This window comes from Streptomyces sp. ME19-01-6, assembly GCF_033793745.1.
In the GTDB taxonomy this organism is placed as follows: domain Bacteria; phylum Actinomycetota; class Actinomycetes; order Streptomycetales; family Streptomycetaceae; genus Streptomyces.
This window is the reverse complement of sequence record NZ_JARAXF010000031.1, coordinates 1-17,582: the sequence shown is the minus strand read 5'-3', so window position 1 is coordinate 17,582 and position 17,582 is coordinate 1. Positions and strand designations below refer to the sequence as shown.

The window sequence follows — 17,582 nt, the reverse complement described above, 5'->3', positions numbered from 1 at the left end:
GCGTGATCCGCTATCTGCTCCGCCGGCTGGGCCAGAGCGTCCTGACCGTCTTCCTCACCCTCTCCACCGTCTTCGTGCTGGTGCGCATGGCGCCCGGCGACCCCGCCGCGGCCCTGGCCGGCCCCAACCCGACCAGCGCGGACCTGGCGCGGATCCGCGAACAGTTCGGCCTCGACGACAGCCTGCTGACGCAGTACGGGGTCTTCCTGCGCGACCTGTTCACCGGTGACCTCGGGACCAGCTACTCCTTCCACACCCCCGCCCTCGACGTGGTGCTCGACCGCGTCCCGTACACCATCACCCTCTCCGCCGCCGCGATCGCGCTCACCACCCTCGTCGCCGTACCGCTCGGCGTATGGATGGCCCGCCGCGCCGACACCAAGCGCGAGCTGGGCGCCAACGTCCTCACCATCGCCGGACAGTCCATGCCGGACTTCTGGATCGGTGTCATGCTGCTGACCGTCTTCGCCGTGCTGGTGCCGGTGCTCCCCGCCTCGGGGTTCACCACCTGGGGCGGCCTGGTCCTGCCGACCGTCACCGTGGCGATCCTCCAGATGGCGCTGATCTCCCGGCTGGTCCGCCGCGAGATGGTCGCGGCCCTCGCCTCCCCGTACATCACCGTCGCCCGCTCCCGCGGCGTCTCGGAGCGCGCGCTGACCTGGCGCTACGCCCTGGGCAACTCCGCCATCCCGGTGCTGACCGCGCTCGGCACCCGGTTCGCCGCGATGCTCAACGGCGTCGTGGTGGTCGAGGTGGTCTTCGGCTGGCCCGGCGTCGGCTCCCTCGTCGTCCGCGCCCTGGAGACCCGTGACTACCCGCTCATCCAGGCCACCGTCCTGGTCACCGCCGCCCTGGCGGTCCTCGTCCAACTCCTCATCGACCTGGCCTACCCGCTGCTCGACCCGCGGGTACGCCTGGGAAAGGCGGCCTGAGACATGAAAGGCGCCCTCGAACCCCCGGCCCCGGCCACGACGGCTCACCCGCCCCGCCCGAGCGCGGTCACCGCGAAGGACCTGGGGCGCGCCACCGCCACCCGGCGCCGCCGCAGCGCGAGCCTGAAACTGTGGATCGGCGCCGTGTGCACCCTGCTGGTGGTGGTCCCCGTCGCCCTCGCCCAGGTGCTGCCGCTGGCCGGCGCGGACGACCAGGATCTCTCCGCGCGCCGGCTGCCGCCGCTGACCGACGGCCACCTCTTCGGCACCGACCAGCTCGGCCGCGACCTGCTCTCGCGTGTGCTGCACGGCGGCCAGGTGTCACTGTCCATCGGCGTGCTGGCGGTCGTCGTCTCCGGCCTCATCGGCATCGTCGCCGGCGCCGCGGCCGGATACTTCGGCCGCTGGGTCGACGCGGTCGTCTCCCGGCTGCTGGAGGCGCAGATGTCGCTGCCGCTGCTGATGATGCTGCTGCTGGTCGTCGCCCTCTTCGGCCCCTCCGTCACCGTCATCACCTGCGTGATCGCGGTCGCCCAGTGGCCCGAGGTGGCCCGGCTCACCCGGTCGCTGGTCCTGGTCGAGCGGGAGAAGCCGTACGTGGCCGCCGCCCGGGTGCTCGGACTGCGCCAGGCCGCCATCCTGGGCCGCCACATCATCCCCAACATCGTCCGTCAGGCGTCCCTGGTCGTCCTCCTGCTGCTCGCCCAGGCGGTGCTGCTGGAGAGCGCGCTGAGCTACCTCGGCGCCGGGCCCCAGCGGCCGTTCGCCACCTGGGGGCGGATCATCTCCGACGGCCAGGACTACATCACCACCTCCTGGTGGCTGGTGACCCTGCCCGGCCTGGTCATCGTGCTCCTGGTGGTCGGGGTCAACCTGCTGGGCGACGGTCTGCGCGACCGTACCCGCCGACGTGTCGTGGAGGCGGTGTCCTCATGAGCCGGACGAGCGAATTGGGCGAGACGGCCCCCCTGCTGGAAGTCGAGGACCTGCAGATCGAGCTGATCACCGACCGCGGCGTGGTCCGCGCCGTCGACGGGGTCGGCTTCACCATCGCCCCGGGCGAGACGGTCACGCTCATCGGCGAGTCCGGCTCCGGCAAGTCCACCACCGCCATGGGCCTGCTGCGCCTGCTGCCCGAGGGGCTGGCCGTGCTGTCGGGCACCGCCCGTGTGCTCGGCTGCGACATCATCGCCGACCCCAAGGCCATCCGGCGGATCCGCGGCCGCGGCGTCTCCCTCATCCCGCAGGACCCGATGACCGCGCTCAGCCCCGTGCACACCATCGGCCACCAGCTGGGCGAGGCGCTGCGGCTGCGCCACCCCGGGCTGTCCAAGGCCGAGGCGCGCACCCGCGGCATCGAACTCCTCGGCCGGGTGCGGATCCCGCGCCCCGAGACCCGCTGGGGCGCCTATCCGCACCAGTTCTCCGGTGGCATGCTGCAGCGTGTCCTCATCGCCATCGCCCTGGCCGCCGAGCCGAAGCTGCTGGTCGCCGACGAACCGACCTCGGCCCTGGACGTCACCGTGCAGGCCGGCGTCCTGGACCTGCTCATGGAGCTGCAGGAGCGCACCGGCATCGGCATCCTGATGATCACCCACGACCTGGGCGTGGCCCGCCTGGTGTCCGACCGCATCCACGTCATGCGCGACGGCCGGTTCGTGGAGTCCGGCCCCGTCGAGCGGATCGTCGACCACCCCGCCGACCCGTACACCCGCGGCCTGCTCGCCGCCGTCCCGACCCTGGGCCCCTGGGACGAAGGGGGGCACCTCCCAGCGGTAGCTGGGGGAGCCCCCCAGGCCCCCGCCGCCGCACCCCGGGAGGCGCTGTGACCACACCCCTGCTGGCCGTCGAGGACCTCGTCGTCGAATACCCCGTCCAGGGCGGGAAGTTGCGCGCCGTGGACGGCGTCGGCTTCACCGTCGAGCGCGGCGGGTCGCTCGCCGTCGTCGGCGAGTCCGGTTGCGGCAAGTCCACCATCGCCCGCTCCCTCGTCCGGCTGCTGCGCCCCACGGCGGGCCGCATCCTGCTCGACGGCACCGACATCGCCACCCTGCCGGAGCGGCGGCTGCGCCCGCTGCGCCGCCGGGTGCAGATGGTCTTCCAGGACCCGTACGGCTCCCTGGACCCCCATCTGACGGCCGAGGAAACCGTGGCCGAGCCACTGCTGCTGGCCGGCGTCACCTCCAAGGCCGAGCGCGCCCGCCGGGCCGCGGTCCTGATCGACCAGGTCGGGCTGCCCGCCGGGGCGCTCCACCGGCGCCCCGGCGAGTTCTCCGGAGGGCAGCGGCAGCGGATCGGCATCGCCCGTGCCCTGGCCAGCGACCCCGAGCTGCTGGTCTGCGACGAGGCCACCTCCGCCCTGGACGTCTCCGTTCAGGCGCAGGTGCTCCAGCTGCTGCGCGATCTGCAGGCCGAGCGACAGCTCGCCTACATCGTCATCTCCCACAACCTCGGCGTGGTCCGAGAGATCAGCTCCGAAGTGGTGGTGATGCGGGGCGGACGGGTCATCGAGTCCGGCCCCACGGAGACGGTCCTCGCCGCGCCCGCCGAGCCGTACACCAGGGCGCTGCGGCGCGCCGCGCTCGACCCGACGACGATGCGGGGGCGCAAGCCGCGCGCCCTGGTCTCCGCGATCGCCACCGCGGCCGCGGAGTCACCGGCCCCGGCGATGTCACCGGACACCGCGATGTCGCCGGACCCCGCCACCCCGTCCTGACCCACCATCCCGTCACCCCCGGCGCGCCTCGTGCGCCGGGGCGCAGGCCGAAGGAGCCACCCCCTGATGACCCACCCCGACACCACCTCCCGGACCTCGCCCGGCGCGGTGGAGCTGCCCGGCGTACCGGTGCCGCTCTCCCGCCTGGTGCTGGGCACCATGACCTTCGGCGACACGGTCGACCGCGCCGGTGCCGCCGCGATGCTGGACGCGGCGCTCGACGCCGGGGTGACCGGTGTGGACACCGCCAACGCATACGCCGGCGGGATCACCGAGACGATCCTGGCCGAGCTGCTGCCCGGCCGCCGGGACCGGATCGTGCTGGCCACCAAGGCCGGGATGCCGCATCCCGACCACGGCGACCACTCCCCGCTGTCCGCGCGCGGGCTGCGGGCGGCCCTCGAAGGCAGCCTCCGGCGGCTGAACACCGACCACGTCGACCTCTTCTACCTGCACCAGCCCGACCGGTCGGCCCCGCTCACGGAGACCCTCGGCACCGTCGCCGAGTTCGTCGCCGAGGGCAAGGTCCTGGCCCTGGGCGTGTCCAACTACGCGGCCTGGCAGATCGCGGAGGTCGGCCACACCGCGGAGCGGGTGGGCGCGCCGCGGCCGGTGGTCGCCCAGCAGCTGTACAACCTGCTGGCCCGGCGGGTGGAGGAGGAGTATCTGGAGTACGCGGCCACCAGCGGGGTGCGCACCATGGTCTACAACCCGCTTGGCGGCGGGCTGCTGACCGGGCGCCATGTCTTCGGACAGACGCCGGAGTCGGGACGGTTCGGCGACTCCCGGCTGGCCGAGATGTACCGGCGGCGGTACTGGGACCCCCGGCTGTTCGAGGCCGTCCAGGACCTGGCCCAGATCGCCGAGGGCGCGGGCCTCGGGCTCGTCGAGCTGTCGCTGCGGTGGCTGCTCGGCCGGGACGGGGTGGACGCGCTGCTGCTCGGCGGTTCGCGCGTCGAGCACCTGCGGGCCAATGTGGCGGCGGCCCAGGCGGGTCCGCTACCGGCCGACGTGGTCGCGGCCTGCGACGAGGTCGGCGCCCGGCTGCGGGGGCCGATGCCGGCGTACAACCGGTGAGTTTGCCCCTCTTTTGCGGCTCGGTTCGCCTCCGGGGCGCCTCAGCCTCCCCCAGCCACCGCTGGGAGGTGCCCCCTGTCGCGGCGCACATCAGCGCCTCCGGTGCGGGCGGCCGCGCCCCTTCGGCTCGCCCCCAGCTACCGCTGGGCGGTGCCCCCGGCCATCCGTACGGCAAGAGCGCCCGTACCTGACACCCACATCCGCACCACCGAAGGAGCCCGCGGCATGACCGCCGACCACGACACCACCCCGGCGCAGGCCGAGGAGGAGCTGCGGACCGACGGGCGGGTGCGCGAGCGCCCGGACGACCCGGCGCGCGCCGAGGCGTTCCTGCCGGCTCCCGCCGTGCAGAACCACGCCGCCAACCTGGCCGTCCTCCCCGGGGGCGACCTCGGGTGCGTGTGGTTCGGCGGCACGCAGGAGGGCGTCGCCGACATCTGCGTGTGGTTCTCCCGGCTCGCCCCGGGCGCGGACACCTGGACCGACCCGGTACGGCTCTCGGACGACCCGGCGCGCTCGGAGCAGAACCCCGTGCTCTTCTCCGCGCCGACCGGTGAACTGTGGCTGCTGCACACCGCCCAGCAGGCGGGCCATCAGGACACCGCCGAGGTGCGGCTGCGGACTTCGGCGGACGAGGGCGCCACCTGGGGGCCGGCGCGCACGCTGTTCCCGGCCACCGCGGTGGGCGGTGTCTTCGTACGCCAGCCCCTGGTCGTACCTGAAGACGGCCGGTGGCTGCTGCCGGTGTTCCACTGCGTCGCCACCCCGGGCACCGCGTGGGTGGGGGACCACGACACCAGTGCGGTGATGATCAGCGACGACCAGGGGCTGACCTGGCGGGAGCGGCCGGTGCCCGGGTCCACCGGATGTGTGCACATGAACGTCCACGCGCTGCCCGACGGCACCCTGCTCGCCCTCTTCCGCAGCCGGTGGGCGGACGCGGTGTACCGCTCGCACTCGAGCGACGGGGGCGAGACCTGGAGCGAGCCGGTGGCGACGGAGCTGCCCAACAACAACTCCTCGATTCAGTACGTCCCGCTCGCCGACGGACGGCTCGCGCTGGTCTACAACCACAGCAGCGCCGCGGACGCCACCGCGCGCCGGGTCTCGCTCTACGACGAGATCGACGACGACGGCCGGGCGGGCGAGTCCCCGGCCACCACCGCCCCGCCCGAGGTGGCCGACGGCGGCAGGACCGCCTTCTGGGGTGCGCCGCGGGCTCCGATGAGCCTCGCCCTCTCGTCCGACGGCGGTCACACCTGGCCGCACCGCCGGGATCTCGACACCGGCGACGGGCACTGCCTGACCAACAACTCGCGCGACCGCCTCAACCGCGAGCTGTCCTACCCCTCCGTGACCCAGACACCGGACGGGGCGCTGCACATCGCGTACACCTACCACCGCCGGGCCATCAAGTACGTACGGGTGGCGCCGGATTGGGCGGGCGATGTCTGAGCCCCGCCACGCGGTGGTCACCGGAGCCAGCTCCGGCATCGGCGCCGCCATCGCCGCCCGGCTGTTGGACGAGGGGTGGCGGATCACCGGGATCAGCCGTACGGAGCCGGTGTCCGCCGAACGGATGCGCTGGATCCCGGTCGATCTGGCGCGTCCGGAGGCGCTGCGGGGCGCGCTGGCCCCGGTGGCCGGGGTGGACGCGATCGTGCACGCGGCGGGTGTCCAGCGCTCCGCGCGGCTCGGTGGGCTGTCGGCGGCCGACGGGGATCTGATGTGGCGGGTTCATGCGCAGGCGGCCGAGGTCCTGGTCGACACCTTGGTGGACCGGATCGCGGACGGCGGACGGGTGGTGCTCGTGGGCAGCCGCACCATGACCGGTGTGCCGGGCAAGAGCCAGTACGCGGCCACCAAGGCGGCGCTGGCGGCCATGGCCCGGTCCTGGGCGGCGGAGCTGGCACCCCGCGCGGTCACGGTGAACGTGGTGGCGCCCGGCCCCACGGACACCCCGATGCTGCGGGACCCCGGCCGCAGCGCGACCCCTCCGGTCGTGCCGCCGCTGGGCAGGCTCGTACGTCCCGAGGAGGTCGCCGGGCTGACGTCGTTTCTGCTCGGCCCGGAGGGCGGCTCGACCACCGGTCAGACGCTGGTGATGTGCGGGGGCGCGTCGCTGTAATCCCCCGGGGGAGTCAGGGGCGGAGCCGTTCCCTCGAAGGGCTTTGGTCATGACCCTGTCACAAAACCTCTCCCGGTCGTTCACCTGTGGCGGATCGGCACTCTGACACGCTTTCGGCGATCGAACGTGAATCGGGGAGAGGACCGCCTGTGCACATGACCCGTGTGACCCGCTGGAAATCCCTGGCACTGCTGGCCTGCGCGGCGGCCATGACCGCCACCGCGCAGACCCCCGCCACCGCCGGCACCACGCTCACCAACTCGACGCGGGCCGCTGGATATGACGACACGTACTACAAAGACGCGATCGGCAAGACGGGGCAGCCGCTCAAGGACGCGCTGCACAAGATCATCAGCACCAACACCAAGATCTCCTACAGCCAGGTGTGGGAGGCCCTCAAGAACACCGACGAGGACCCCGGCAACTCCGCCAACGTCATCCTGCTCTACAGCGGCCGGTCGCAGAGCAAGAGTTCCAACGGCGGCAACGCCAACGACTGGAACCGGGAACACGTCTGGGCCAAGTCACACGGCGACTTCGGCACCGCGACCGGTCCGGGCACCGATCTGCACCATCTGCGCCCCGAGGATGTGTCGGTCAACAGCACACGCGGCAACAAGGACTTCGACGAGGGCGGTTCCCAGGTGTCCGAGGCACCCGGCAACTACACCGACTCCGACTCCTTTGAGCCCCGCGATGCCGTCAAGGGCGATGTGGCCCGCATGATCTTCTACATGGCGGTGCGCTACGAGGGCGGCGACGGCTTCGCCGACCTCGAGGTCAACGACAAGGCGGGCAACGGCAGTCAGCCGTATCTGGGGCGGCTGTCCGTGCTGCGCAAGTGGAACGCCGAGGACCCGCCGGACGCCTTCGAGCAGCGGCGCAACCAGGTGATATACGACGACTACCAGCACAACCGGAACCCGTTCGTCGACCACCCCGAGTGGGTCGGCGAGATCTGGTAGCCACGCGTCCGCAAGGCCCCGCCCCAGCCCCGCCCCCAGCCCCGCCCCCGGCCCCGTTCTCAGCCCTGCCGGGCCATCGGGAACAGCTCCGCGGCGATGGGGCGGGTCTGGAGCGAGGGCAGCAGCAGCGCCCACAGATCGGCCAGATGGTCCTCGATGGACCGGCGCCGGTCCAGGGCCTCGGAGACGGTGTGCACGCCGAAGAAGGCGCAGACGACGGTCCGGGCGGCGCGCTCGGGGTCGATGTGCGGGGCGAGGTCGCCCTCGGCGTGCGCCCGCTCCAGCATCGCGGTCACGGCGTCGATCCACCCGACGAAGGGCGGCGGGAGCGGCGCCGCGATGAGGGTGCGCTCCGTCCACAGCCGCGCCCCCGCCCGTACGACGATGTCGTCGCGGAAGGCGCGGGCCACCGCGAAGCTCAACCGCACCAGCTGCTCCAGGGCCGGGGTGCCGGTGGCAGTGGCCGTGGTAGGAGCGGTGTTGGTGTACTGCTCGATCAGCGGCGGCCAGGTGGCGAAGTGTCCCTCGACGACGGCGAGCGCGAGTCTCTCCTTGCTCGCGTAGTGGAAGTAGATGGCGCCGCTGGTATGGCCGGACCGGGCGGCGATGTCGCTGATGCTGGTGCCGGCGTAGCCCCGTTCGTCGAAGAGAGAAGCCGCCGCTTCCAGAAGGGATCGGCGTGTCTGCTCGGCCCGCTCTTGCACGTGGTGTCCGTCCTCGTTCCGTCGCGTGGGGTGCGTTGTCGGGGTGAACTTAGCGGACTTGTCGCATGTCATGGAGGCGAAGACCCACAGGTCCACGATTATTAGTATTTTATGGCGATCATGGGTGAGGTGCGTGGCTTCCCGGAGCCGTGGGAACTCGCGGCGCGGCGGCTGAGCTGGTCCCGCACCGTGGCGCGCGAGGCGGTGCACCGCGCCTCGGTGGCCGAAGTGCTGCTGACCGACGTCCGCGCGCTGGGCGGCGACCGGTTCGTGGCCGCGGCGCAGTGGCCCCGCTCCCATCCCACCTTCCCGCATGGCCAAGACGGCCGCCACCATCCCCTGATGGTCGCCGAAACCCTGCGCCAGCTGGGCATCTATCTGCCCTCCCGCCACTTCGCCACCCCCGCGGGGGCGCACTTCGTGATCAGGGACATCTCCTTCGCGCTCGACCCGGCCGCCGAGCCGCGGGCCGAACACGGGGCCACGGACGTGGTCTGCCGCGCCGCGGTGACCGAGGTGCGCGCGACGCCCTGCGGCCGGTTCGTCTCCGGCCTGCGGCTCGACATCCACCTTCTCGCGGGCGGGGTGCCCTTCGCGTGGGCCGGTGGCACGGCGCGCTTCCTCGCCCCGGAGGCGTACGAGACGGCCCGCCGCGCGGCGCCGCAGCCGGCCGCGCGGCCGCGGTCCGGTGCCCTCGCGCGGCCCACGCCGCGGTCCGTGGCGGTGCCGGCGGCGCGCGACGTCCTGGTGGTGCGGGAGGCGGGCGCGCTGCGGCTGGACCCGGCGGACCCCCGCCACCCCTTCTTCTTCGACCACTGGAGCGACCATGTGCCGGGTCTGGTGCTGCTGGAAGCCGCCCGCCAGGCCGTGGCGTTGGCGACGGAGGGTGTTCTCACCCGCCCCGTCGGCTGCCGGCTCCGCGCCCTCCGCTTCACCGAATTCGCCCCGCCCGCCTGGGTGGAGTGCGTCCCGCACGGCAGGACCTGTGTCTTCCGGTTGAGGCAGGCGGGGGAATGGACCGCGGTCGGCGCACTGCAGTACCTCTGAGCGACGAACAAAGTTCCTGGCGAGCACACCGCTGACGAGCAAAAGATCGACGAACAAAACGCCGACACATAGTAGTTTCTTGCTTACTGCGGGTCATCAAACTAACGTAGTGATCGTTATCTTTCGGGCAGGCGAGTCTCCGCCTGTACGGCTTCCCGCATCGCGCACGCCATCAGGCGCTCGCGCGTCGGACGGCAGCGGTTGGCGCTCTCGCGCCTGAGCCGCCAGGAACCCCACTGCGCTGCTCTTCCGCAGGTACAGGCACCCCCTGCGCCGATTCGTCCACTCCCATGGAACGGCAGGCAGATGACAGCCGACACGCTTTTCGCTTGGACCCCCACCGCCATCGTCTTCGACTGCGACGGCACCCTCATGGACTCCGAACGCCACTGGGAAAAGGCGCGCGAAGTGGTGCTCAGCCGCCACGGCAGCGCCCCCGACCGGAAGTTCGCGCAAGCCACCAAGGGCCTCCACTACACCGAGTGCGGCCGCATGCTGGCCGAGTACGCCGGGTCCCCCGCCCTCGCCGGGCAGATGACCGAACAACTCCTCGCCAGCTTCCGTCAACTGGTGGCCGACGACCCGGTCACCATGCCGGGCGCCACCGAACTCGTGCGCAAGGCCGCCGCGTTCGCGCCGCTGGCCGTCGCGAGCAACTGCCCGCGCGACGTGGTCGAGACCGGGCTGTCCCGCGCGGGGCTGCTGCGGTACTTCGGCCATGTGCTGGTCCCGGAGGGGGAGGTGCGCCCCAAGCCGTATCCGGACGTCTATCTGGAGGCCGCCCGCCTGTGTGGTGCGGCCCCCGGCGACGCCCTGGCGGTGGAGGACTCCCACTGCGGCTTCCTGTCCGCGTCCCGGGCCGGGCTCAGAGTCCTCGCGGTGGGCCCGCGTAAACCCCCGCACGACGCCGGCGACGCCGACGAAACCCCACCGGTGGATCTGTGGGTCGCGAGCCTCGCCGATCCGGACCTGGTCAAGTGGGCGGACAGTCGCAGACCCTGACCTGCAGTCAGTCGTGCTGAGTGTGTTCTGCGTGGCCCGTCCCGGGCTCCATCTCCATGCCCTCGTGGGAGGTCCCGGTCTCGATGGTGCCGCCGAGCTTGACGCGCAGCGGCTTCAGGGAGTCCTCCGACGGGGCCGTCACCGACCAGCGGTAGCCCACCAGGTAGGTGCCGCCGTAGTCCTTGGACTCCGACAGCCAGGCGCGCTTTCCCTTGTCCGTGGCGAAGGTGACCACGGTGTACTGAGCCTTGCCGGCCTTGCACGCCGCCTGGCGCAGCTCCTCGGCGTCGGTGACGACGTTCGCCTTGCAGCCGATGGCATCGGCGATCTTCCTCAGCGACGCGGGTTCGGCGGAGTCCGCGCCGGAGTTGTCGCCGGAGTTCCCGGCGGACGGGGAGGCCTTCTTCTGCGCGTGGCTCACGTGGCTCTGCCCCTCACTCCCGGCGCAGCCGCTCACCAGCAGCACCGCGCAGAGCGCGGTGGCACGCAGTACGTGTGACACGTCAACCTCCCGATGGTGGTCCGGCGGGGTGGCCCGGTGCGCCCGTGGCCTCGGGCCCCCCGCTCGGTGGACCGCTGCTTCTGTACGGACCGCTGTCTGTGTATCACTCCGAGGCGGCCACGCCGGCCTTCTTGGCCTTGTCGGTGACCGCGAACCACAGCCCCTGCTTGCCCTGTCCGTTGGTGTCGCCGGGCTTGGTGTCCCCGGTGAACGTGTACAGCAGCCAGCAGTCGAAGGCCAGCTGCTTGGAGCCGTCGGGCCGGGTGAAGGTGGTGAGCTTCTTGGGATCGACCCCGGCGACCTTGCTGGTGTCGACGGGCTTGACGGGCTTCCAGGTCTCCAGGCAGGCGTTCAGGCAGCCGGTCTTCATCGGCCAGGCGCTGTCCTTGTCGAACCGGTAGACGGTCATGCCCTGACCGTCCACGACGATCTTCCCGAGCTTGGCGTTGTCGTTGACCGAGAGCTGGAGACTGTCGTCCTGGGCGGCCTTCTTCCCGGCCGGCTTGCCGTCGGGCGCCAGCGCGTTCCAGGTGCCGCCCACGCCATGGCCCTTGGTGTCCCCGGCCTTGGTGTCCCCGGCGTAGCGGTACACCGGCCAGCCGCCCAGCGTCAGCTGCTTGGTGCCGTCGGCACGGAGGACCGAGCCGAGCCCGTTCTTGTCGATCCCGGTGCTGACGGTGGCGTCGCTCGCGGGCACCGGCGGCCACTTGGTGGCGCAGGCGTCGTTGCAGCTGGACTTGGGGGAGGCGCCGGAAGTGTCCTCGTCGAACCGGTAGAGCGTCCAGCCCTTGCTGTCGGTGACGACCGAGCCCAGCTTCGGGACGTCCCGCACGGACAGCTGCTTGGCCGGGCCGGTCAGCGCGTCCTTGCCGGACCCCGAGGCGGCGTCGCCGGTGTCACCCCCGGCCTCGTTCCCGGTGCCGGCGCTGGTGCCGTAGCCCGACGAGCCCGGAGTCGCGCCGACGCCCACGGTCTGGGTGCCGCCGATGGGCTGGACGTTGGTGCTGCCCGCGGACTTGTTCTCCGTGCTGCCGCACGCCGCGGTCAACAGGACCATCGCGACGGAGGCCCCGGCGAACGCGATCTGCCGCTTCTTCATGCCCACTCCTTCAAGCTTGCGGTCCGGCGGTTGTTTTGCGCCGACGTCACTTGCATACGGAGGGGGTCTCGGCGGGCGTTCATGGGCTTCGGAATTTGTCATCAGACGCAAAAACACGGTGTCCGTTGAGCGCAAACGAAGCGACGGCCGTTCCATGACGGCCGTCGAGAAGTGAGAGGTGTCAGGCTGGGGTTGAGGCCGGTTTACGCCTCGATGCGCAGCGCGAGCGCGGGGCAGCGCCGTACCGCGCGGACGGCCTGCCCGCGCAGCTGGCGCGGCACGCCGTACTTGGCCTTGTGCGGATAGCCGTCGATGCCGAGCTCGATCACCTCGGGGAGGATGTCCGCGCACAGCCCATGGCCCTGGCACAGCGTCCAGTCCACGAGAAGCTGCTCCGAGGCGTCCCGGTCGTCCCGCCGGGTGGCGGAGGGGCCGGGCGGCAGGGCCAGCGGCCCGGAGGAGGCGCCGTCGGTCAGCGGCAGCACCCCGAGCGTGGGGCGGCCGCACCCGGCGCCGAGCGCGTGTTCCCGGAACTCGTCCGGAAACGCCTCCAGCGCGGTGGTCACAAAGCCGGCCGTGCCGTCGGGGTGGCTGCAGGCGCCACGGCGCTTCACCGACTGGATGTACCCGTTGACACTGTCCAACGCGGCCTGCCCACCGCCGCGTTCGACCTGACCGATGGCGTCCGCGAGCGCGGGCAGCCCGATGAAGCAGGGTCCGCACTGGTTGGCCGTCTCGCCCGCCAGCCAGCGCGCCACCCGCGCGGTCTCGCCGACCGGGCAGGTGTTCTCCGGGATCGGCAGCACCGCTCCGGCCCCGAGACGCGCGTTGTACTTCTCCATGGACTCCCGGGAGATGTTGACCGACGCGAGGCTGTCGGGCAGCAGCCACTTGCCGTGGTAGCCGCCCACCAGAACCCCCTGGCCCGGGGTGAGACCGCACAGCTCCAGAACGTAGGTGAGCGGCACCCCGAACGGGGTCTCCATGACGTACTTCCCGCCCACCGTCAGCAGGGTGGTGCCGGGTTCGGTGGGCAGCCCCACCGAGCGGAACGGCAGGGCGCCCATCCGTGCGGCCACGGCGAGTTGGGCGAAGGTCTCGGTGTTCGACAGCAGGGTCGGCAGTCCGCCCAGGCCGCTGTCGCTGGTGCGGATCTTGCGGCCGTTGGGGATGGCCGGGGCGCCGCTGATGCCGTTGATGACGGCGCCGCCCTCGCCGGCCACGAAGCGGTCGTCCGTCACGCTCACCTGCACCCGCGGCCCGCTCGGGCCACGCTCGGCGATGGCGGCGCTCAGCGACTCCTCGACGTCCGGCCGGTGGACGGCGATGGCCACATCGTCGGCGCCCAGCGCGGTGGCGGCCAGCACGGCGCCGTCGATGACCAGATGCGGGGTGTGCAGCAGCAGGGCGGTGTCCTTGAGGCAACTGGGCTCGCCCTCACTGCCGTTGACCACCACCGCGCAGCGCCCGTCCCGGCGGCCTGCGGACTCCATGACGGCCGTCACCTTCTTGGCGAACGGAAAACCCGCGCCGCCTCGGCCGCGCAGGTCGATGTTCTCCGCGAGGGCCACCAGCTCGTCCGCGCGCAGCGCGGGCATCGAGCCATGGACCGTCAGGTGTCCGACGCGGTCGAGCCGGTACGTCTCATCCAGCCCGGCCAGCAGCCGGGGCGGATCGATGCAGGCCAGTCTGGGTTTGGTCGAGATCACGCGCCCCACCCGCGCGAGGCGCCGAGGGGTTCACCGTCACGGGAGGAGGCCCCGCCGGCCGTCGGGGGCGAGGAGGGCACGGGCCTGCGGGGCCGGCCGCCCTGCGCACCGCCCACCGCGCTCATCTGGCCGGTGACGATGGCGCCGCGCTCGCTGCGCTCGGCCCGTCGGGTGGCGAGCCGGATCCACAAGGTGATGGCCACGGCGGCCAGCGCCATGACATATCCGGCGGTCGCCCAGTCCTTCGCGGCGCGGCCACTTTTCAGACCGTGGATCAGCGCGGCGCACCACGCGGGGTACGCGGCCACATGCAGCGCCCGCCACCAGCGGTACCGCCAGCGGGACTTGCCGGCGGAGGCGAAAGAGCTGCGTACCGCTCCCGTCACCGCCGCCGTGATGAACAGGTATCCAGCCAAGGTGCCAAGTCCGATCAGCACAGGTTTATTTGCGTCAGCGAACGGTATCACGATGGCTGCGGCGCTCGTGTGACTCTCTGCCACCTTCACCCACACATGGAGAGCGAGAAAGAGCAGGCCGGCCACCGCGGCGCCACGGTGGACACCCTGGGCGAGCAGCCGGTGGTGCGAGTGGAGGATCAGCCGGTCGGTGGCCGCGAGGCCCCACAGTACGGCGCTGCTCAGCGAGACCAGCGCGAGGACACCGGCCCCGAAGTCGAGGAAGGCCCAAGTCTTGGAAAACGCACCGGCGTTGCCGGCGACGATCAGTGAGACGATGACCGCCGCGACAGCGGCGTACAGCGCGGTGTGGCGCGGCCAGCCGATGCCGGCCCGGACCGGGCGGGCGCGGCGGTCGGCTCGTCGTCCGCCGGATCCTCCGAGTCCTTGTGGCATGGTTGATCCGCCGTGGCGAGCCCTGCGGCGCGGCCCCGGAATCGGGGGAGTCGGCGGCTGGGGCATGGGCATCGAAAGCCTCCCGATCGCGCCTGATCGCGCGAGTGACGAGTACGTCAAGTCGTCTTTGGGTACGGCAGCATCTCCGAACTACACGTGATCTCCATAAGATTTGTCGTAACGTGACAACTTCTTGTGGACGACCACTGCCCACACCGCCGCGGGCTGCTCCACTGTCATTTCGATGGCAAAGACCCGGCAAAGCGCCGGGACCGGTAGGGGAGGGGCTCCTCCAAGATTCATCGGAGGACCCTCGACTCCCTTTTCCGGAGCGGACGACCGGCGACGGAGGCAACCTCCACGGGCCTGACCGACCCCCCAACGGCCAGGCCTCCCCCCGGCAAGAACGAGGTAATGATGGGCGAACTCGCGAACCGCATCTGGTCCCCCCGTCCCCCCCGTGGCGAGCGGACCCGCGTCCTGCGCAATGAACTCCCGTCCCTGGCCGAAGAAGTGGTTGAGACCCTTCGGCGCAGAATTCCGGGATTCGCCGACCTCTTGGAGGACACTGAGCGTGACAAGGTCCGATGGACAGTCGAACAGGCTCTCCTGACGGCACTCGGCTACCGGACCCCTGGTGAGGAGGCCGCCGAGCAAGCGGTGGCCGACGGCGCCCGGGGCCGTGGCCCCCTGACCGAAGTACCGCCCGAGCGGGCCAGGCGCGACCTCTTCGAGGCCCTGGTCGGCGAGGCACCCGTATCCGAGCGTGCCCTGGCCGAACTGTCCCGGGCCGCCCGCTGGCCCCTGCCCGAAACGGTCCAGGCCATCGCCCTGCCCACCCCGGGCGAGGCGCCGCAACTGGCCGCGGTGTTCGGCGACACTCTGATCGGCGCCGTCGGCGACGAGCTGTGCCTGCTGATCCCCGACCCCGACTCGGATGCCGGCACCGGCACGGGCCCGGACACCGGCCCGGACACCCCCCTGGCCGACCCGGGAGCAACCGCCGAGCCGGACCCCGACCGGGACCCCGGCACCGAGCCGGCCTCCGCGCGCGGTGCGCTGGAGGCCGCGCTGCGCGGCCGTACCGCCGCCGTCGGCCACGTCGTTCCGCTGAACGACGCGGCCTCCTCGGTGCGGTGGGCCCGGCGGCTGCTGACCATGACCCATGCGCGCAGCGGCCCCGAGGCCCGGATCCTCTTCGTGGACGACCACCTCTCGACGCTGCTGCTGCTCCAGGACGAGTCGCTGGTACGGGCGTTGGCCTCCCGGTGGCTCAAGCCGCTGGCCGGGCTGACCCCTCGGCAGAGCGAGCGGCTGCAGATGACCCTGCTCGCCTGGCTCGAGGGCGGTGGCGCGCCCGAGGCGGCCAAGGCGCTCAAGGTGCATCCGCAGACGGTGCGCTACCGGCTGCGGCAGATCGAGAAGCTCTTCGGGCCGGGCCTGCGGGACCCGCGGATACGCTTCGAGCTGGAGATGGCGCTGCGTGGCCGCCGGCTGATGGCGCAGATGGACCGGATCCGGCGCCACTACTCCCGGGTGGTCACCCGCAGGGGGCGCGGAGCGCCGACCGGCCTGCGGCCCGTGGGCGGCATGGCGAGGGAGGCGCGCGTCAACGGACTGTGAGCCCGGGGCCATGAGCCCCGCACACGGAACTGCCGGCCGCGATCCGCGGCCGGCAGTTCCATGTGCGTGCTCGCCGCCCCGGCGCTCAGCCCCGAGACCCCGCGGACTCCGTGGCCCGAGTGGTCACCGGCATGGCCGCGTTGAGGGCGAGCAGCTCGGTGTACGCCTGCGAGCAGAGGCCACACTCGGCCAGATGGCGCGCGAGGCCGCGGCCGCGCACGGCGCCACGCCGCACCGCCGCGCCGATCAGGGAGCCGAAGTGGCGGCAGCGGTCGTTGTCCGCGGACACGGATTGCACATGAGCGCGCAGATACGCCTCGCGCAGCCCCTCACGGGCCCGGAAGGCCAAGGAGGTGAGACCGCTGGGGGACAGGCCCATCAGCGCGGCGACGTGATGCGGGGAGTCGCCCTCCACCAGCGTGTGCCACAGCACGGTCCGCCACCGCGCGGGGAGGGTCTGGAAACTGCGGATCAGTAGCCTGTGGTCCTCGTCGGCCAGCAGGCGCTGCTGGGGGTCCGCCTCGGCCGACTGCTGCCGCCAGGACTCGAAGTCCGCGGTGAGCAGCACCTGACGGTCGCCGGCGCTCCACTCGATCGCGGTGTGGCGGATGACGGTCAGCAGGTACGGGCGCCAGGGGCCACGCGGACCCCCACCCGACCGGACGGCATGGAACGTACGGATGAACGCCTCGGACACGAGGTCCTCGGCGTCGTGGAGGGTGCGGCAACAGGTGCGGGCGTAGGCGAGCGCCGCCTCGCGGTGGCGGCGGTAGAGGGTCTCACCGGCCGTCGGGCTCGCGGTCCCGAGCCGGTACCCCTCCTTGAGCCGCCGGATGAGTTCCTGGTCCGAAGGCGATGGCTCGCGGCCCCGGGGACCCGGCCCCGCCCGCGCGCCTGATCGCTTGGGCGAGTGCTCGGGTAACGGCCCGGGACCGGACCCGTCGGCTAAGTGCTCGGGGTCGGATTCGCCCGGATGGTCCGCACGGTCCGGACGGTCCGGGTGTCCGGCCGCCGGATCGCCGGCGGCCGCGGCAGCTTCGTGCTGCGCAGTCTCGTGCTGCGCCGGAACGCGGCGTGGGGGGGGGGCCGCGCGGGGGGGGGCCGGGCGGGGGGGGGGGGGGGGGGGGGGGGGCGAGCTCCGGGGCCGAGGTGAGGACCCGCTGGTGCAGCAGCCTCAGGCGCGGCCCGGGGTCGACGCCCAGCTCCTCGGCCAGCCTGCGCCGGAAG

Annotated in this window: 17 protein-coding genes; 11 read left to right on the top strand and 6 right to left on the bottom strand. The window is 72.3% G+C overall.

The features are described from left to right. Positions 1-2: 2 nt before the first annotated feature. The 8 genes from PV419_RS41510 (at position 3) to PV419_RS41475 (ending at position 7,818) form a co-directional block, all read left to right on the top strand. Positions 3-932: an ABC transporter permease gene (locus PV419_RS41510; RefSeq protein WP_319697952.1), complete on the top strand. Its 930-nt coding sequence runs from the start codon at positions 3-5 to the stop codon at positions 930-932. 3 nt (positions 933-935) lie between these two features. Further along, positions 936-1,868: an ABC transporter permease gene (locus tag PV419_RS41505; RefSeq protein ID WP_319697950.1), complete on the top strand. Its 933-nt coding sequence runs from the start codon at positions 936-938 to the stop codon at positions 1,866-1,868. Next, complete coding sequence (locus PV419_RS41500; protein ID WP_319697949.1) at positions 1,865-2,761, top strand: ABC transporter ATP-binding protein; 897 nt, start codon at positions 1,865-1,867, stop codon at positions 2,759-2,761. Before PV419_RS41505 ends, PV419_RS41500 begins: the two co-directional genes overlap by 4 nt. Next, positions 2,758-3,648: an ABC transporter ATP-binding protein gene (locus tag PV419_RS41495; RefSeq protein ID WP_319697947.1), complete on the top strand. Its 891-nt coding sequence runs from the start codon at positions 2,758-2,760 to the stop codon at positions 3,646-3,648. The genes PV419_RS41500 and PV419_RS41495 overlap by 4 nt, the downstream gene beginning before the upstream one ends. Positions 3,649-3,714: 66 nt before the next feature. Further along, positions 3,715-4,725: an aldo/keto reductase gene (locus PV419_RS41490; RefSeq protein WP_319697946.1), complete on the top strand. Its 1,011-nt coding sequence runs from the start codon at positions 3,715-3,717 to the stop codon at positions 4,723-4,725. A 225-nt stretch (positions 4,726-4,950) separates the two neighbouring features. Next, the gene (locus PV419_RS41485; RefSeq protein WP_319697944.1) at positions 4,951-6,180 is read left to right on the top strand and encodes a sialidase family protein; all 1,230 of its coding nucleotides are present in this window, start codon (positions 4,951-4,953) and stop codon (positions 6,178-6,180) included. Further along, complete coding sequence (locus PV419_RS41480) at positions 6,173-6,853, top strand: SDR family NAD(P)-dependent oxidoreductase (RefSeq protein ID WP_319697942.1); 681 nt, start codon at positions 6,173-6,175, stop codon at positions 6,851-6,853. The genes PV419_RS41485 and PV419_RS41480 overlap by 8 nt, the downstream gene beginning before the upstream one ends. A 155-nt stretch (positions 6,854-7,008) precedes the next feature. Next, positions 7,009-7,818 carry an endonuclease I family protein gene (locus tag PV419_RS41475; RefSeq protein ID WP_319697940.1) on the top strand — a complete coding sequence of 270 codons (810 nt, stop codon included), beginning with the start codon at positions 7,009-7,011 and terminating at the stop codon, positions 7,816-7,818. A 59-nt stretch (positions 7,819-7,877) separates the two neighbouring features. On the opposite strand, the gene PV419_RS41470 is transcribed toward PV419_RS41475, so the two are convergent. Next, entirely contained in the window at positions 7,878-8,522 is a 645-nt protein-coding gene (locus PV419_RS41470; RefSeq protein WP_319697938.1) for a ScbR family autoregulator-binding transcription factor, read from the bottom strand. 120 nt (positions 8,523-8,642) lie between these two features. Here PV419_RS41470 and PV419_RS41465 point away from each other — a divergent pair, with 120 nt between their 5' ends. Both PV419_RS41465 and PV419_RS41460 read left to right on the top strand, forming a co-directional pair. Next, positions 8,643-9,569 (top strand): ScbA/BarX family gamma-butyrolactone biosynthesis protein, encoded by a 927-nt coding sequence (locus tag PV419_RS41465; RefSeq protein ID WP_319697936.1) that lies wholly within the window; start codon positions 8,643-8,645, stop codon positions 9,567-9,569. A 306-nt stretch (positions 9,570-9,875) separates the two neighbouring features. Continuing rightward, positions 9,876-10,571, top strand: coding sequence for an HAD family phosphatase (locus PV419_RS41460; RefSeq protein WP_319697934.1), 696 nt, complete (start codon positions 9,876-9,878; stop codon positions 10,569-10,571). Positions 10,572-10,578: 7 nt separating this feature from the next. On the opposite strand, the gene PV419_RS41455 is transcribed toward PV419_RS41460, so the two are convergent. The 4 genes from PV419_RS41455 to PV419_RS41440 form a co-directional block, all read right to left on the bottom strand. Further along, positions 10,579-11,073, bottom strand: coding sequence for a hypothetical protein (locus PV419_RS41455; protein ID WP_319697932.1), 495 nt, complete (start codon positions 11,071-11,073; stop codon positions 10,579-10,581). A gap of 103 nt (positions 11,074-11,176) precedes the next feature. After that, a complete protein-coding gene (locus PV419_RS41450; protein ID WP_319697931.1) occupies positions 11,177-12,172 on the bottom strand; it encodes an SCO0930 family lipoprotein in 996 nt (331 codons plus the stop codon). A 203-nt stretch (positions 12,173-12,375) separates the two neighbouring features. Then, the gene (locus PV419_RS41445) at positions 12,376-13,890 is read right to left on the bottom strand and encodes an NADH-ubiquinone oxidoreductase-F iron-sulfur binding region domain-containing protein (RefSeq protein WP_319697930.1); all 1,515 of its coding nucleotides are present in this window, start codon (positions 13,888-13,890) and stop codon (positions 12,376-12,378) included. After that, a complete protein-coding gene (locus PV419_RS41440) occupies positions 13,878-14,732 on the bottom strand; it encodes a hypothetical protein (protein ID WP_319697928.1) in 855 nt (284 codons plus the stop codon). Before PV419_RS41440 ends, PV419_RS41445 begins: the two co-directional genes overlap by 13 nt. 414 nt (positions 14,733-15,146) lie before the next feature. On the opposite strand from PV419_RS41440, the gene PV419_RS41435 reads away from it, so the two are divergent. Next, positions 15,147-16,355: a helix-turn-helix domain-containing protein gene (locus tag PV419_RS41435; protein WP_319697926.1), complete on the top strand. Its 1,209-nt coding sequence runs from the start codon at positions 15,147-15,149 to the stop codon at positions 16,353-16,355. A gap of 85 nt (positions 16,356-16,440) precedes the next feature. Here PV419_RS41435 and PV419_RS41430 read toward each other — a convergent pair whose 3' ends face one another. Next, positions 16,441-17,190 (bottom strand): sigma-70 family RNA polymerase sigma factor, encoded by a 750-nt coding sequence (locus tag PV419_RS41430; RefSeq protein ID WP_319698092.1) that lies wholly within the window; start codon positions 17,188-17,190, stop codon positions 16,441-16,443. Positions 17,191-17,582: the final 392 nt, after the last annotated feature.

What these genes read in the sequence shown, in the direction of transcription:
- PV419_RS41505 (WP_319697950.1), top strand. Translation starts at nt 936, where the DNA reads ATGAAAGGCGCCCTCGAACCCCCGGCCCCGGCCACGACGGCTCACCCG.
- PV419_RS41500 (WP_319697949.1), top strand. Translation starts at nt 1,865, where the DNA reads ATGAGCCGGACGAGCGAATTGGGCGAGACGGCCCCCCTGCTGGAAGTC.
- PV419_RS41490 (WP_319697946.1), top strand. Translation starts at nt 3,715, where the DNA reads ATGACCCACCCCGACACCACCTCCCGGACCTCGCCCGGCGCGGTGGAG.
- PV419_RS41485 (WP_319697944.1), top strand. Translation starts at nt 4,951, where the DNA reads ATGACCGCCGACCACGACACCACCCCGGCGCAGGCCGAGGAGGAGCTG.
- PV419_RS41480 (WP_319697942.1), top strand. Translation starts at nt 6,173, where the DNA reads ATGTCTGAGCCCCGCCACGCGGTGGTCACCGGAGCCAGCTCCGGCATC.
- PV419_RS41475 (WP_319697940.1), top strand. Translation starts at nt 7,009, where the DNA reads ATGACCCGTGTGACCCGCTGGAAATCCCTGGCACTGCTGGCCTGCGCG.
- PV419_RS41465 (WP_319697936.1), top strand. Translation starts at nt 8,643, where the DNA reads ATGGGTGAGGTGCGTGGCTTCCCGGAGCCGTGGGAACTCGCGGCGCGG.
- PV419_RS41460 (WP_319697934.1), top strand. Translation starts at nt 9,876, where the DNA reads ATGACAGCCGACACGCTTTTCGCTTGGACCCCCACCGCCATCGTCTTC.
- PV419_RS41450 (WP_319697931.1), bottom strand. Translation starts at nt 12,172, where the DNA reads ATGAAGAAGCGGCAGATCGCGTTCGCCGGGGCCTCCGTCGCGATGGTC.
- PV419_RS41440 (WP_319697928.1), bottom strand. Translation starts at nt 14,732, where the DNA reads ATGCCACAAGGACTCGGAGGATCCGGCGGACGACGAGCCGACCGCCGC.
- PV419_RS41435 (WP_319697926.1), top strand. Translation starts at nt 15,147, where the DNA reads ATGATGGGCGAACTCGCGAACCGCATCTGGTCCCCCCGTCCCCCCCGT.